This is a genomic window from Microbacterium sp. JZ70 (genome assembly GCF_053903225.1).
Genome location: NZ_CP096405.1, coordinates 2,129,602 through 2,144,057, shown reverse-complemented (window position 1 = coordinate 2,144,057; position 14,456 = coordinate 2,129,602). Strand labels below are relative to the sequence as shown.

Sequence of the window (14,456 nt, the reverse complement as noted above, 5' to 3'; positions counted from 1 at the left end):
CTCAGAAGGCTTCGGGGTAGAGCTGCTCGGCGATCTCGCGCACGAGCGCGACGTTCCCGAGGGTGCCGGGGAAGACGCCGGCGCTCGACACCGCGATCAGGCGCCCCTCGGCGACCGCGGGCATGTCGGGGAAGGTCTCCGACAGGTATTCGCGTGTCGCAGCCTCGTGCTCATCGTCGAAGACGGAGAACACCAGGGCGTCGGGTGCCTCCGCGGCGAGCGCCTCCGGGGTGATGGCGGCGGCGAAGAAGTCGGAGAACGCCGACTGCTCGGGCGTGAAGACGCTCTGCGCACCCGCGCGCTGGAGGATGTCGTACTCGACGCCGGCACCGATGCCCTGAAGGGTCGTGCCGTCGACGAACACCTGGGCGACCCTCAGGCGGTCGACGTCGGCGACGGCCGCCGCGACCTCCTCGAGGTCGCGCTCGCTGCCTCGGATGAGTGCCGCGGCTTGCTCCTCGACGCCGAAGATCTTCCCGAGGTTCTCGAGATCGATCAGCAGGTCGGCGACCTCGCCGGTCATCCGCCGCTCAGGGCAGCCTCCCGCCGCGACATACACGTCGGCCCCCGCCTGCTCGAGTTGCTCGATGCTCGCGAAGCCCTGTTCGGCGGTGAACTCGTAGGTCGTCGGCGCGTAGACGAAGTCCGGCTGCACGGAGAGCAGGTCCTCCCGGCTCGGGGGCATCACGTCCCCGATCGCGGGAACGTCCGCGGCGAGATCCGCGATGTCCGCCGGAAGCGCCTGGGCTGCTGCCTGGGCCTGGCCGACGAGGCGATCGGCCAGACCGAGTCGAAGGAGCAGCTCGGTCTGGGCGGGGTGCATGCCCACCACCGCCTCCGGAGCCTGCTCGACGACCAGCTCCCGGCCGCAGTTCTCGATCCTCACCTCCCCGACGGCATCCTCGGGGGCCGCGTCGACCGCGACGGATGTCCCGCACCCGGCGAGGACGACGGTGCTGGCGACGAGAAGGGCATAAGCGGGGCGGAGTCTGACGGTCATGCGATGAGCGTGCTCTCTGGATCGGCGGGAAGGGAGGATGAGGCGTCCGCACGGGCGAGACGCCGGAAGGCGAAGACGGGAGCGGACGGCTCGCCGAGGACACGTGCCTCGACGCCGAAGACGGAGCGGATGACCGCCGGCTCGAGCACGTCGACCGGCGTTCCCGACGCGACAACCCGGCCCTGATCGAGCAGGACGACGCGGTCGCAGTACTGCGCCGCGAGGTTGAGGTCGTGCAGCGCGGCGAGAACCGTCTGACCGAGGTCGCGCGCGGTGCTCATGAGCTCGTGCTGGTGGGCGATATCGAGATGATTGCTCGGCTCGTCGAGAACGAGGACCGGGCTCTGCTGCGCGAGCGCGCGGGCGAGCATGACGCGCTGCCGCTGGCCGCCTGAGAGCGTGGCGACCATCCGATCGCGCAGACGCTCGGTCTCGGTCCTGCGCATCGCATCCTCTGCGATTTGCAGATCCGCGGCGCCGTCCCGTCCGAATGACGCGCGGTGTGGAGCACGACCGAGCAGGACGGTCTCCTCCACCGTGAGATCGAAGTCCGTCGCCGGGTCCTGCAGCATGACGGCCACCGCCCTCGCGGCCTCGCGACCGCGCAGAGCCCGCACATCGCGATCTCCGATGCGCACGCTTCCGCTCACGGGTCGCACGGCCCGGTAGAGCGTCCGCAGCAGCGACGACTTGCCGCTGCCGTTGGGGCCGAGGAGCCCCACGACCTCTCCCTCCTCGGCAGCGAACGATGCGGCGTGCACGACCTCCCGTCCCCCCAGGGCGACGGTGACGCGTTCGAAGACCACTCTCACCGCGCGAAGCCCGCTCGATCGGCGCCACCGCGGCGCATGAGCCAGAGGAAGAAGGGCGCCCCGACGAATGCGGTGAGGATCCCGAGCGGGATCTCGGTCGGCGCAGCGACGGTGCGTGCGAGCAGATCGGCGCCCATGAGGAACACGGCGCCCCCGAGGACCGTCACCGGAAGCGCCCTGCGGTGATCCGCGCCCACAGCGATCCGCACCAGATGGGGGACGACGAGGCCCACGAACCCGATGCCTCCGGCGACCGACACGACGACGCCCGTCAGCAGAGAGGCGATGAGGAGGAGGAGACCGCGGAGCCGCGCGACGTCCACGCCGAGCGCGGTCGCCGACTCGTCGCCGGTCATGAGCGCGTTGAGCGAGCGAGCGAGGAAGAACGACGCGAACACTGCGACGAGAAGCGCCAGCGCGGGGGCGGTGAGGCTGGACATCGTCGCCGCGGACACACTGCCGAGGAGGAAGAAGAGCACGCTGACGACGTTCTGTGCGTCTGTGGAGATGGTGAGGTAGCTCGTCACCGCGCTGAGCAGGGTGCCGAGCGCCACTCCGGCGAGGATCATGCGGGTAGGTGACAGCATGCCGTCTCTCCGGGCGAGCGCCCACACGCACACGCATGCGCCGAGCGCGCCGACGAAGGCCGCAGCGTTCATGGACACTCCCCCCAGCGCCGCCGAGCCCGTGACGATCACGAGCACCGCGCCCACGCTGGCTCCGGAGGACACGCCCAGGATGTACGGCTCCGCCAGCGGATTCCGCACGGTCACCTGCATGAGCGCCCCCGCGAGCGCGAGGCCGCCGCCGGCGAGCGCCGAGAGGAGCGCGCGCGGCAGTCGGAACTGCCACACCGCCTGGTCCTGCAACGGGGCGAGCGTGCCATCCGTCATCCACGGCATACCGGGCAGCACGTGGCCGAGGACGATCTTCGCGGCTTCTGCGACAGTCACCGGAACGGACCCGACGGAACCGGAGACGATGACCAGGGCGACGGCGGCAGCGCCGAGCGCGAGACAGAGGAGCGTCGTGCGGCGCGCGAGCCGTGCGCGCGCGCCAGCGTCATGCGGCGCGTACGCCGGAGTGCGCCTGCGGTCGGCGCCGAGCGTCATCATGGACGCTAACGTTAGTGATAATCATTCTCAATGCAAAATCGGCCCGAGCGCAGACCTCGGGCGGCCGCGCTCAGTGCGAGGAGGTGGAGTGCGCCTCGTCGAAGGTCGGACGGCGGCCGAACAGGCGCGCGATGAGGAGCACGACCCCCACGATGACGAGCCCCTCGAGGAAGCCGAACACCGCGGAGATCGCCGTGTCGACGACCCAGACCACCACGCCGCCGAGCGGCTCGAGCGCGTGCTCGACCGCATGGAGCGCATCCGCGAAGACGTGCAGGCCGACCTCGCCGAGGTTCACGATCACGAGGTGACCGCCGACCCACAGCATCGCGACCGTGCCGATCACGCTGATGACGCGGAACACCGCGGGCATGGACGTCACGATGCGGGCGCCCGTGAGCCGCACGCCGCCGACCGGGCTCTCGGCCATCCGCATCCCGATGTCGTCGATCTTCACGAGCAGCGCGACCGCCCCGTAGACGAGCAGCGTCATGAGCAGCGCGATCACGGCGAGCACCGCGAGGGTCTGCCAGAACCCCATTCCCGCATCGAGGCTCGCGAGCGAGATGAGCATGATCTCGGTCGAGAGGATGAGGTCGGTGCGGATCGCGCCCCACACGAGGCGCTTCTCATCGCGCGCGCCCTCGTCCGCATGGCCGTGCCCGAACCCGAACCACTCGAGCACCTTCTCGGCGCCCTCGAAGCAGAGGTACGAACCGCCCAGGATGAGCAGGAACGGGAGCACCCACGGCGCGAAGGTCGTGAGCAGCATCGCCACGGGGATGATGATGAGGAACTTGTTCGCGAGCGAGCCGAGCGCGATGCGGCCCACGACCGGCAGCTCGCGCGCGGGCGTGATGCCCTGCACGTACTGCGGAGTCACGGCGGCATCGTCGATGACCACGCCGGCGGCCTTCGACGAGGCCTTCACAGCGGCGGTCAGGATGTCGTCCACGACGGCGAGCAGGCCGACAGACATGTGTTCTCCCACGGGTCCGAGCACGAGACGGGCAACGCAACGCTACCCGACGGGGATGGCCCTCCCCGCCGGGCAGCGCCGCGTCACCGCTGCGCGACGCCGCGGAAGCCGCGCAGGCGCAGGCTGTTGCCGACGACGAACACGCTCGAGAAGGCCATCGCGGCGCCCGCGAGCATGGGGTTCAGCATGCCGAGCGCGGCGATCGGGATGGCCGCGACGTTGTACGCGAACGCCCAGAACAGGTTGGACTTGATCGTCGAGAGCGTGCGCCGGGAGAGGCGGATGGCGTCGACCGCGGCTCGCAGGTCGCCCCGGACGAGCGTAATGTCGGACGCCTCGATGGCCACGTCGGTCCCCGTGCCCATCGCGAGCCCGAGATCGGCCTGAGCGAGTGCGGGGGCGTCGTTCACGCCGTCGCCCACCATCGCGACGACGCGGCCCTCGCGCTGCAGTCGCGCGACGACCTCGACCTTGTCCTGCGGCAGGACCTCGGCGTGGACGACCTCGATGCCGACCTCGGCGGCGATCCGCTCGGCCACCGCGCGGTTGTCGCCGGTCAGAAGGACGGGGGTGAGACCCAGCTCCTTCAGCTCGGCGACCGCCTGGGCGCTGGTCGGCTTGACGGTGTCGGCGACGACGAGGAGTCCTCGTGCGCGTCCGTCCCATCCGACCGCGACGACGGTGCGGCCATCCGCCTCCTCGCGCCGCTGCGCGTCCGCGACGTCGGCGGAGAGGTGCAGAGCCCAGTCGGACAGGAGAGACGCCCGGCCGACCACGACGGCCGCGCCGTCGACGACCCCCTGGACGCCCCTTCCCTCGAGGTTCTGGAACCCCTCCACGACGGGCAGGGCGCCGAGCTCCGCCGTCGCCGCGCGTGCGATCGCCTGGGCGATCGGGTGCTCAGATGCGCTCTCGAGCGCGCCTGCGAGCCGCAGGACGTCGGCCCGCTCGACGCCCGGCTCGGTCACGACGTCGACGAGCGTCATGCGTCCGCTGGTCACCGTGCCCGTCTTGTCGAGCACGACCGTGTCGACCCGGCGCGTCGACTCGAGCACCTCGGGCCCCTTGATGAGGATGCCCATCTGCGCTCCGCGGCCGGTTCCGACGAGAAGCGCCGTCGGCGTGGCGAGTCCCAGCGCGCACGGGCAGGCGATCACGAGGACCGCCACGGCTGCCGTGAAGGCCGCCGACGCCGGGAAGCCCGCGCCGAGCCACGCGCCGAGCGCGACCACCGCGATCGCGATGACGATCGGCACGAAGACCCCCGAGATGCGGTCCGCGAGCCGCTGGACCTCGGCCTTCCCGCTCTGGGCGTCCTCGACCATCCGCGCCATCTGGGCGAGCTGCGTGTCCGCCCCGACGCGCGTCGCGCGCACGACGAGCCGCCCGCCCTCGTTGACCGTCGCGCCCGTCACCGCGTCGCCCTCGCCGACCTCGACCGGCACGGACTCGCCCGTGAGCATCGAGGCGTCGACCGCCGAGGTGCCGGAGACCACGACGCCGTCGGTCGCGATCTTCTCCCCCGGGCGGACGACGAACTCGTCGCCGACGGCGAGCTGCGACGCGGGGATCCGGGTCTCGACGCCGTCGCGCAGCACCGAGACCTCCTTGGCGCCGAGCTCGAGGAGCGCCCGCAGAGCGGCGCCGGCCTGGCGCTTCGAGCGCTTCTCGAAGTAGCGGCCCGCGAGGATGAACATCGTCACGCCCGCGCCGACCTCGAGGTAGATGTTCGCCGCGCCGTCCGAGGGCGCGATGGAGAGCTCGAAGGCATGCGTCATGCCCGGCTCGCCCGCTGTGCCCAGGAAGAGCGCGTAGAGCGACCACAGGAATGCCGCCGAGGTGCCCATCGAGATGAGCGTGTCCATGGTCGCCGCCCCGTGCCGCAGGTTGAGCCACGCGGCGCGGTGGAACGGCCACGCGGCCCACACGATGACGGGTGCGGCAAGGGCGAGCGACGCCCACTGCCAGTACGGGAACTGCAGCGCGGGGATCATCGACATCGCGATGACGGGGAGCGTGAGCACGACCGACCCGATCAGCCGCTGCCGCAGCGAGCGCAGCTCCGGATCATCCGGCTCGCCGTCATCCGACGGCTCGTCGACGGGCGGCTTCGGAAGGGCGGCCGTGTACCCGGTCTTCTCCACCTCGGCGACGAGCAGCGCCGGGTCGTACCCCTCGGGCACGGTGACGCGCGCCTTCTCGGTCGCGTAGTTCACGGTCGCCGACACGCCCTCGAGCTTGTTGAGCTTCCGCTCGATCCGGTTCGCGCACGACGCGCAGGTCATGCCTCCGATCTCGAGCTCGATGTCGGCGCCCCCGACGGACGTGCTCATCAGTGGCCTCCCGAATGCGCATGCCCGTGCCCGGGTGCGGCCGCGCCGGCGTCGAGCACGAACTCCGCGGTGTGGACCTGCCCGCCGACCTGGAAGTCCAGGTAGAGCAGGTAGCGCCCGGCGGTCGGCGCCTCCGCCGCGAACGCGATCTCCGGACCGCCGAGGTCGTCCGCGCCGGGCTCCGCCCCCTCGGGATGCACATGGAGATACGCGAGGTCGCCCTGACGCAGCGCGACGAGGTGCCCGAATGCCCCGAGATACGGCTCGAGCGCGGTGACCGGCTCGCCGTCGCGGGTGATCGAGAGCGTGAGCTCCTGTGCGGCCCCCGGAGCGAGGTCGCCCGCGAGCTCGACGGTGTACCCGGCCACCTCGTCCACGCGCGACGGCTCGGCGCTGACGGGGGTGTAGTCGCCCGCGACCTCGACCGAGCGCGCGAGGGTGAGCCCCTGCGCGCCGTCGCCTGCCGGTGTGAAGTCGGCGTACACGCGGTACGTGCCGGCCGCGTCCCACGACCACGGGATGCTCCAGATTCCGGTGTGCGCGTCGAGCTCGGGATGGACGTGGCGGAAGTGCGCGCCATCGGAGCGCACCACGATGAGATGCAGCTCCTTCTCGTGCTCGTGCGCGTACGACGTGAGCGGCTCGCCCGCGCTGTCGAGGATCTGGAAGCTCAGCTCCCCCTGCTCCCCCACCCCGCTCGGAGCGCCGACCGCGGTGAGCGTGTAGTCGTCGGCGCTGAGCGAGACGCCCTGCGGGGCGTGCGCGCCGTGCGCGCCATCGCCAGGCGCGCCGTGCGCGCTCTCGCTCTGCGCACCATCCGATGCCGTGCCATCCGTCGGCGCGGTCGTGTGACCGCCTCCGTGACCATCCACCTTGTCCTCCTCGTTCCATGCGGTGACGACCGCGTCGGGGGCGACGGCCGCCGCGACCCCGAAGGCCGCGCCGAACGCCGCCACCAGTCCGGCGCCGTACAGAGCGAGCCGCGCCCCCGCGTTCATCAGACGCGCTCCGCCGAGTAGCCGGCCTCCTCGACGGCCGCGAGGATCTTCGCGTCGTCGATCTCGGCCGTGCCGCTCACGACGAGGCGGCCCGTCTGCGCGCTCACGTCGATGCCCTCGACGCCCGGCACCTCGCCGACCTCCTCGCGCACCGACGTCTCGCAGTGCCCGCAGGTCATGCCCGTCACGCGGTATTCGATCTCCGTCATCTTCGGTCCTCTCGTCAGGTTCGGAAGGGTGTCACCTGCGCCAACCGTATACCCCCCGGGGGTATTCCCGCAACGTGCCCCCTCTTGCCGACATGGCCTCGGCGGAGCACGCTGGAAGACACGTCGGCTTCGGCGGAACCGGAGGTGAGGACGATGCAGGTGAAGCCCGGCGATCGCCTCGTCGTGGAGGGCCACACAGACAGCGAGCCGCGCCGCGAGGCGGAGGTCCTGGAGGTGCGCGGACCGGACGGCGGCCCGCCGTTCCTCGTGCGCTGGAAGGACGGGCACGAGGGGCTTGTCTTCCCGGGAGCCGACGCGCACATCGTCGCGCGCGACGGAGCCTGACGCACCGTCACGCGCGACCCGGGTTCAATGCGGGCTGTTGTGCCCGGGCAGCCACAGAATGGAGGCATGAAACCGGAGGGGTGGGCGCTGATCGTCGTCGGCACGCTCGCCGCCGGGCTCATCTCGATCGCGTTCCTCGGCGCGCTGGGTCGGCTCGCCCCGGGACAGGCCGGCGCGATGACGCTCAGCCTGCTCGCCCTGGCCCTTTCGGGGTTCATCGCCCTGCTCTTCTCGCCGGAGGCACGCGAGCGGCGTGCCCGCAGGCGAGGAGCGCCGGGTGCGTCCGCACGGGTCAGCGCACTACCCGTCGCGACGGCGGAGATCGTGCCTGAATCGCGCACGGGACCCGTGCCGCAGCTCGACGACCGGCTCGGCGCCTGACCGGGCGGAGACCGCCTCAGGAGGAAGAGGAGCCGCCGGGCGCGTCCGCGATGACGCGGTCGATCCAGTCGCGACGCGGGAGCGATGGGATCGCGTCCCGCGGGAACCACCCCAGCTCGAGGAGCTCCTCGAGGTCGGGGGTCGCCGCGGAGAGCAGCTCGCAGTCGAACGCGGTCGTCACATAGCCGACCTGGTCGCCGTTCGGATAGGTGACCATCATGGGCTCGCCGCCGTAGACGCCGACGATGCCGCGGACGCGGACTCGCGCAGCGGTCTCCTCGAGGACCTCGCGCAGCAGCGCCGCAACCGGCTCCTCCCCCGGCTCGACACCGCCGCCGATCAGGCTCCAGAGCCCAGAGTGACGATGCCGCGCCAGCAGGAAGCGGTCATCGTCGCGGATCACCGCTGTGACGCCGGGAAGCAGCAGGAGATCGTTCCCGATGCGGGAGCGGATCGAGGCGACGTAGTCCGACATCGGCATGCACGGAGTCTAGGCACGACTGGCGACGAAGTCCGGGAAGTCGGCGGGTCCGATGCCGTCTTCCGCGAAGAACGCACGCACGAAGCGGGCGGCCTCCTCCTCGATCCGATCCAGCGGCAAGCCGGACACCGTGAAGCCATAGGTGCCGTCGGCAGGCCCAGTGAGCCACCTGAAATCAACGCAGCGCTGTCCGCCCGGCTGCTCTCGCGTGTCGACTTGGAACGTCTCTCCCTCGACCTCGATCACGGTGCTCATCGCTCCACCGTACGATGCCTAGATGATCTCCCTCGTCATCCGCCAGATCGAGCCCGGTCAGCGGGAGCGTCTCGCGGACTGGCTCCGAGAGGTCGACGGCCCCCGTCGTGCAGAGGCGCTGGCGACACTCGCCGCCGAAGGCATCACCCATGAGAAGGCCGTGATCCTGGACACGTCGGACGGGCCCCTTCTCGTCTACGCGATGGAAAGCGAGGACGCCGACCGCGCCAAGGCGGTCGCCGAGCGGTCGGAGCACGCCATCGATGCGGAGCATCGCGAGGTCATGCGGTCTGCGGTCGGCGGGAGACCGCCCTTCGAAGTCGTCCTCGACCTGCGTCTGCCGTAGCCCACCGAACTCCGCGCATGGACACTCGTGACACGTCCGAGCCCGCCGGCGGAGCGCCTCGATATCGTGAAGCGCATGGAGGAGCCGACGGAACCAGACACGCCGGAGACGGAGCCGTGGTCGCCGCGGCGTCGCCGACTCACGGGAACCCTCCTCGTCCTGATCCTCGTCGGGCTCGTCGCCTTCGCTCCGGGGCCGATTCTGCGGATCATCCACACGAATAACGCCCACCAACTCGTCGACAGCCTTCCCGCCGAGCGCGACACGCTGCTCGCGAAGCGGGAAGAGTTCCGTGCCCCGCTCGAACAGCTCGGCGCTCCCGTGCGCTCCTGGACCGAGGTGGCCTGCTCGCTCGCACCGCGATACAGCGACGGCGATGGCGAACAGGACATCGTGATGTTCTATTCGCAGCAGTGCACGCTGCGGAGCATCGAGCTCTACCCTGTGCCGGATGAGCTCACAGACGGCGCATCCGTCGCCGCATGGCTCGGAGGCCACACCGCGGGCGACCCGACGTGCAGCGAGCTCATCTTCGACGCCCTCACCCCTGACGCCGGTGCCGTGGGCCCCGACGCGTACACCCCGGACTTGTGGTGGATTGACCCAGACGGCACACCGCCCGAGGATGAGCCGGATCGGTGCATACTCGCCGCTCCTGGCGGGCCGCGCACGGCGCACACGACCGTCGACGTCGATGAGCCGCTGACCGCAAGCTCCTATCTCGTCTACACGGTCTGGACGCCTGTGGCCGCGACCGACGTCGGATGCGACTACGCGATGTCGTCCTGGCTCGGCGGATGCGTGGGAGAGCCGGACGGCTTCCCCGTGGTCTGAGCGGGGCGCGAGGGAGTGAGTTCCTGCGTGGCCTGCGGCTCAGATCGACGCCGCCGCGTACGAGAAAACCCCCGCCGGAGCGGGGGTTCTTCAGAGCTGACCTACTCGACGTCTGCTCGAACCATTGCATAATCGGTTTCACCCCTGATGAGCTGCGGAAACTGGCGGTTCCGGGCGACCGCAGCGAGGGTTTGAGTGAGCAGAAAACCTATCGAAGTCATGAGTTGTCAAAGCGGCTCGGCACCGCCAAAGTCGAGGAACTCGTCCGACGGGTGCAAGCGGGCGAGAGCGTGCGGTCACTCGCTCGCGAGCTCAGCGTGGCCAACTCGGCGCTCACGCGGATGCTGCGCGAGAAGGGTGTCGAAATCTCGAAGCGGAAGGTGAGTGACGAAGCAGCAGCGGCGATGGCGCAGGAGTACGAGGGCGGCGCCACGATGGCCGAATTAGAGAAGAAGTATGGGCTGTCGCACGGCGCCGTGTACCGAACGCTTCATCGAACTAACGCCGAGACACGCGCGAGCGCGTCGAGACGCCGATAAGCGTAGTGGCTGGGAGAGAGAAGGAAGCGAGCCCACGATTGGGGAGTTGCGGGCACGACATGGCCAACAGCCCCCGAGAAACGTCCGAACGCACCGACGACCATAATGTAGGGTCCATGGACACGCCCACGGGCCCGCGGACTACTGATCTGCAGCGATACGAGCCTCGGCCTTCGCAGAGATTGTCTCGGGATACCGCTGCTTCATGAACTCGAGGAAAATGGTGGTGCCAGCCTCCTGGCTGTAACCGTTGCCGTCGACAGTCGGCAAGTCGAGCAGGGCATCGATATCGACTTTGCTCAGCACATCAGCCACGACCTCCAGGCGCATCAACACGATATTGCTGTGGTCGAAGCTCCGTGTGAAATCGGCTTCACTGAGCCACTTGTCCTTCAGCACCCTGCGAACCGACGCCGAAGATAGTTCGTTCGGCAAGGTGACGCTGCTAAGCCACCGCCCAGCCTCGAACACCCGGTAGAACCGAGTCGCAGAATATGAACGCCGCTCGGCGGTGATCAACTCCTCGACCTGCGTGATCAGCTCCTCGCTGACATAGCGCGTAATCAGGTCGTAGGACAGGCTCGCTAGCGAGATGTAGTGAAGGGCGAGGTTCCGTTCCATAGAGGTCGCGAGCGTGTGCGACTTCTCGTTCCGGAGGAACTGGATCACCATATTTAGGTACTTCACACCATCGAAAAAGTCCTTCTCTGCCTGCCCCGATGGTTCGTGGCCGAAGAGAGCCGGGAAGTTGTCGGGCTTGAAAGCATCCGTCGCCTTCTCACTCCCTGTCTTCTCGCGCAGCGCTTCCCGCACAACTTTGTATGACTCCTCGACTGCGTGGAAGTAGTCCTCCGTCTCGAGGTATCGGTTGATATGGGCGTAGATGTCCTCGTGGATCTCGATCTGGATCTTGTTGTTGGTGACCGTCGCTTCCGTAGTGAAGCTCACGCTCGACGGCGGCATATCCGCAGGACGCTTCGCGGACTCTGCCAGACGTCCGGCGATAGCGCGCACCCGGTCCATGCTCTCGTCGTTGACCTCGTAGCTCAGAAACCCGGTGAGGCGCTTCGCTTCGATGTACTCGACGAGGGCTTGGAGCGACCTGGCAACCTCGTCCTCGGTGCCGCTGCGCCAGAGCGCCCGGAGGCGATTCGCCTTCGAATCACCAAACCCTGGGAATCGCTCGGCGTCGTAAACGTCAATCCCGAGATCGTCGAAGAACGCGCCGAACGACTCGTTGCTGAAGTCGAGCACATACCCGCCGGACATACCGAAGACTGCCTCTAGCACGACCTTGTCCGACACGCTAAGGCCGCTCACTCCGAAGCCTTCTTCTCCGGCGCTTCGCCCGGTTGGACGTCCTCTATCTTCGAGGCGGACAGCGGTCGACGCGCGTCGACCGCTGAGTAGTGCAGCGATGTGCTTGTAGCGTCAGCCACCGCGGCGACTTCGGCGGGAAGTGCTTTGAGGCGCAATACTGCAGCACGGTTGCTGCGGTATTGGACGGCGATGAGCCAGCCCTCGCTTGCTCCGTCGGAGTGCATGTAACTCGGGAGCTGACGCCGAAGCCCGTTCCAGAACTTGCCGTTGTGGAGCTTCTTGACCTCAATGAGCAGGCGCACCGACGTCCCAGATGACGCCTTGAAATCGACCGGGCCGCGGCCGAGCTCCACCTCCCGATCGAGCTCGACATTGAACTGACGGAGGTAGGGCTGCGCGAGGCCGAGGAGCAATAGCTGGATCGCTTCTTCGGGCTTCTCCGACCCATCGTCGTTCCAGAGCAGGCTCCATCCGCGCTGTTCCTCAATGAAGTGTCGGAATTGGTCAACGACCTCCGCCACAAGCTCTACGAGGTCCTTCGTGGTCGCTACGACGCGCGTCTGCAAGGGATGCTCGGCGGCGAAACGCGCAGGCTCGCGGTCCCACTGGACGACACCGAGTGGGTCACCGCCGAAGTCGTAACTCATCAGATCTTCCCGGCTGGTCTGGGTACGAGCCCACTCACGAACGCGTTCTGGTCTCTGGCGGGCGAACGCCACGATGCTCGACTTCGATACGGCCTGCCCGACCTTGAGGTTGAGCGAGAGACGGATGTCGTCGTTGAAGTGCGAATCGAACCAGTCTTCAGCGTTCAGCGTTGGGAGTCCACCGAGGATGTACTCGGGCACCAGGATGATTGGCCTTCCGGTCGCGGGGTTCGTCGGCAGTTCCACCTCCTCGTCGTGCCACCGGGCGGCATCGAGCGAGACTCGGGCATGCCGGACCTTCTGCATCTCCAGAGGAACATCATGTCGGCGTGCGACTTCCTGCGTGTACGCGATCAGGCGCCCCTTGATGACGTTGGCAGTCGCATCAGAGATTCGATCAGCACCGATACCTTCGTTCAGGATGCCAATCTCTTCGATGTGCTCTGGTTGGGTGAGTCCCGCGGCGATGGCAACCGCTATGCCGTCCGCCATCCGCGCAGCGAACCGATCTCCGGCCCCAGAGCCTCGGGTTCCGACAGCGGTGTAGCCCAGCCCCAACTCGAACGGTTCAGGAAACGTGAGCAGTCTGCGCGCGGCTTGTGCGGACACCGACTTGGAGCTCGTTGCCTTCGCGACGAGGCCGTAGCAGTGCACGAAATGCGCGATCAGCTCGTCGTGTGCCGCAGACCAGATACCGCCCGCCTCAAGGAGGAGAAGCGGGTCGATGAACAGCTTCGTGTCCACCGTCAGATGCGGGTCGAACCAGTCGTCCTCCGAAACGCGCGTAATGCCGAACGCTTCCGTGAACCTCACGACCTAACTCCCGCGACCGGCACTCGCGACGCCGCGATCCCATACAGCCCGACCGGCAGCCCCGAGCCAGCGAGAAAGGACTCCTCGTCAATGCCCGCTTCGCGCAGCACCTCGCGGGCGCGAGGCAACATCGACGGCATCTCAAGCGATGAGATCCGCCCCGGCTCCGACCGGCGCCAGCCGTTCTGCGACATGCGGATAACCGCGTTGCGATACGAAACGTCACTCATAATGCCAAGCGCCCGCGCGCGATAAAGAAGCGCGGCGAAGCTGACCCCCCAGTACTCCTTCAACTCGGCGAGATGCGCCCAAGCCTTACCCGCGGTGGACGCAGGCAAGGAAGGCGCAATCTCCTCGGCTGGCATCAAGAACTCGGATGCGAACCGGTTTGCCTGTTCCTCCGCGACCTTGCCACCAGGCTCGGCGTCGTGGTGCATGATCAAGTGGCCGAGCTCGTGAGCAGCATCGAAGCGCTGCCGGTAGTAGTCGTCTTTCACCGGGTTTAGCACGATGATCGGCCGCGTCGCCGAGTGTAGGGAGTAGGCGTCAATCGAGGCCACCCCTGGCTCGCTGAACACGACGACGACACCGTTGCGCTCGGCAAGGCGCACCACGTGCTGCACGGGACCGGGTGCGACCCCGAAGAACTCGCGCGCTTGCCGCGCAGCATCCTCTGGCGTCATCGAGCGCTCGTCGGGGTCAACAGGAAGATCCGGCAGCAAGGCTTCCGGGAACTCGACTGCGTTCTCGAGCATCCCGGAGATCTCAGCCACGAACCGGCCGTAGGCTTCCGCCTCGTCCTGCGCGATCTGCGGCGTTGAGCGCAAGGACCGGAAGTGCGGCTTGTTCGTCTTCGGTGGCGCTCCTCCCCCGAAGAACTGCGGCTCGACCTGAAGCGCAAGCGCCAGCTTCGCCACCGTCGCACGGTTGGGTTGCTTGACACCGCTCTCCCATGCCGTCACCGAGGCCGGCGACATCTCAATCCGGGCCGCCAGATGGGACTTCTTGAGCCCCTTCAGCTGACGGGCCATGGTGAGTCGCTCACCGTT

Annotated in this window: 16 protein-coding genes; 4 read left to right on the top strand and 12 right to left on the bottom strand. The window is 68.3% G+C overall.

Translation table 11 applies throughout. The features are described from left to right. Position 1: 1 nt before the first annotated feature. The 7 genes from M1D46_RS09770 to M1D46_RS09740 form a co-directional block, all read right to left on the bottom strand. Positions 2–1,000, bottom strand: coding sequence for an ABC transporter substrate-binding protein (locus M1D46_RS09770; protein WP_456285443.1), 999 nt, complete (start codon positions 998–1,000; stop codon positions 2–4). Further along, complete coding sequence (locus M1D46_RS09765; RefSeq protein WP_456285442.1) at positions 997–1,761, bottom strand: ABC transporter ATP-binding protein; 765 nt, start codon at positions 1,759–1,761, stop codon at positions 997–999. Before M1D46_RS09765 ends, M1D46_RS09770 begins: the two co-directional genes overlap by 4 nt. Before the next feature lie 47 nt (positions 1,762–1,808). Beyond that, complete coding sequence (locus M1D46_RS09760; RefSeq protein WP_456285441.1) at positions 1,809–2,927, bottom strand: FecCD family ABC transporter permease; 1,119 nt, start codon at positions 2,925–2,927, stop codon at positions 1,809–1,811. A gap of 70 nt (positions 2,928–2,997) precedes the next feature. Next, positions 2,998–3,906 carry a DUF808 domain-containing protein gene (locus tag M1D46_RS09755; RefSeq protein ID WP_456285440.1) on the bottom strand — a complete coding sequence of 303 codons (909 nt, stop codon included), beginning with the start codon at positions 3,904–3,906 and terminating at the stop codon, positions 2,998–3,000. 83 nt (positions 3,907–3,989) lie between these two features. After that, entirely contained in the window at positions 3,990–6,239 is a 2,250-nt protein-coding gene (locus tag M1D46_RS09750) for a heavy metal translocating P-type ATPase (RefSeq protein WP_456285439.1), read from the bottom strand. Then, positions 6,239–7,237 (bottom strand): heavy-metal-associated domain-containing protein, encoded by a 999-nt coding sequence (locus M1D46_RS09745; RefSeq protein ID WP_456285438.1) that lies wholly within the window; start codon positions 7,235–7,237, stop codon positions 6,239–6,241. The genes M1D46_RS09750 and M1D46_RS09745 overlap by 1 nt, the downstream gene beginning before the upstream one ends. Further along, on the bottom strand, positions 7,237–7,446 hold the full coding sequence (locus M1D46_RS09740) for a heavy-metal-associated domain-containing protein (protein WP_456285437.1): 210 nt from the start codon (positions 7,444–7,446) through the stop codon (positions 7,237–7,239). The genes M1D46_RS09745 and M1D46_RS09740 overlap by 1 nt, the downstream gene beginning before the upstream one ends. A gap of 153 nt (positions 7,447–7,599) precedes the next feature. Here M1D46_RS09740 and M1D46_RS09735 point away from each other — a divergent pair, with 153 nt between their 5' ends. Both M1D46_RS09735 and M1D46_RS09730 read left to right on the top strand, forming a co-directional pair. After that, complete coding sequence (locus M1D46_RS09735) at positions 7,600–7,791, top strand: DUF1918 domain-containing protein (RefSeq protein ID WP_271171661.1); 192 nt, start codon at positions 7,600–7,602, stop codon at positions 7,789–7,791. Between the two features lie 66 nt (positions 7,792–7,857). After that, positions 7,858–8,172 carry a hypothetical protein gene (locus M1D46_RS09730; RefSeq protein WP_456285436.1) on the top strand — a complete coding sequence of 105 codons (315 nt, stop codon included), beginning with the start codon at positions 7,858–7,860 and terminating at the stop codon, positions 8,170–8,172. A 16-nt stretch (positions 8,173–8,188) separates the two neighbouring features. On the opposite strand, the gene M1D46_RS09725 is transcribed toward M1D46_RS09730, so the two are convergent. Then, positions 8,189–8,653, bottom strand: coding sequence for an NUDIX domain-containing protein (locus tag M1D46_RS09725; protein ID WP_456285435.1), 465 nt, complete (start codon positions 8,651–8,653; stop codon positions 8,189–8,191). A gap of 9 nt (positions 8,654–8,662) precedes the next feature. After that, a complete protein-coding gene (locus M1D46_RS09720) occupies positions 8,663–8,908 on the bottom strand; it encodes a hypothetical protein (RefSeq protein ID WP_456285434.1) in 246 nt (81 codons plus the stop codon). Positions 8,909–8,930: 22 nt separating this feature from the next. On the opposite strand from M1D46_RS09720, the gene M1D46_RS09715 reads away from it, so the two are divergent. Continuing rightward, positions 8,931–9,254 carry a DUF6176 family protein gene (locus M1D46_RS09715; protein WP_324011513.1) on the top strand — a complete coding sequence of 108 codons (324 nt, stop codon included), beginning with the start codon at positions 8,931–8,933 and terminating at the stop codon, positions 9,252–9,254. A 75-nt stretch (positions 9,255–9,329) separates the two neighbouring features. Then, positions 9,330–10,088: a hypothetical protein gene (locus M1D46_RS09710; protein ID WP_456285433.1), complete on the top strand. Its 759-nt coding sequence runs from the start codon at positions 9,330–9,332 to the stop codon at positions 10,086–10,088. A gap of 680 nt (positions 10,089–10,768) precedes the next feature. Here the strand turns inward: M1D46_RS09710 and M1D46_RS09705 are convergent. From M1D46_RS09705 to M1D46_RS09695, 3 genes are read right to left on the bottom strand one after another with little or no spacing between them, the layout of a single operon-like run. Beyond that, positions 10,769–11,932: a TIGR02391 family protein gene (locus M1D46_RS09705; protein WP_456285431.1), complete on the bottom strand. Its 1,164-nt coding sequence runs from the start codon at positions 11,930–11,932 to the stop codon at positions 10,769–10,771. A gap of 11 nt (positions 11,933–11,943) precedes the next feature. Then, positions 11,944–13,407, bottom strand: a complete 1,464-nt coding sequence (locus M1D46_RS09700; RefSeq protein ID WP_456285430.1) for a hypothetical protein — start codon at positions 13,405–13,407, stop codon at positions 11,944–11,946. Beyond that, positions 13,404–14,438: an ImmA/IrrE family metallo-endopeptidase gene (locus M1D46_RS09695; protein WP_456285429.1), complete on the bottom strand. Its 1,035-nt coding sequence runs from the start codon at positions 14,436–14,438 to the stop codon at positions 13,404–13,406. The genes M1D46_RS09700 and M1D46_RS09695 overlap by 4 nt, the downstream gene beginning before the upstream one ends. Positions 14,439–14,456: the final 18 nt, after the last annotated feature.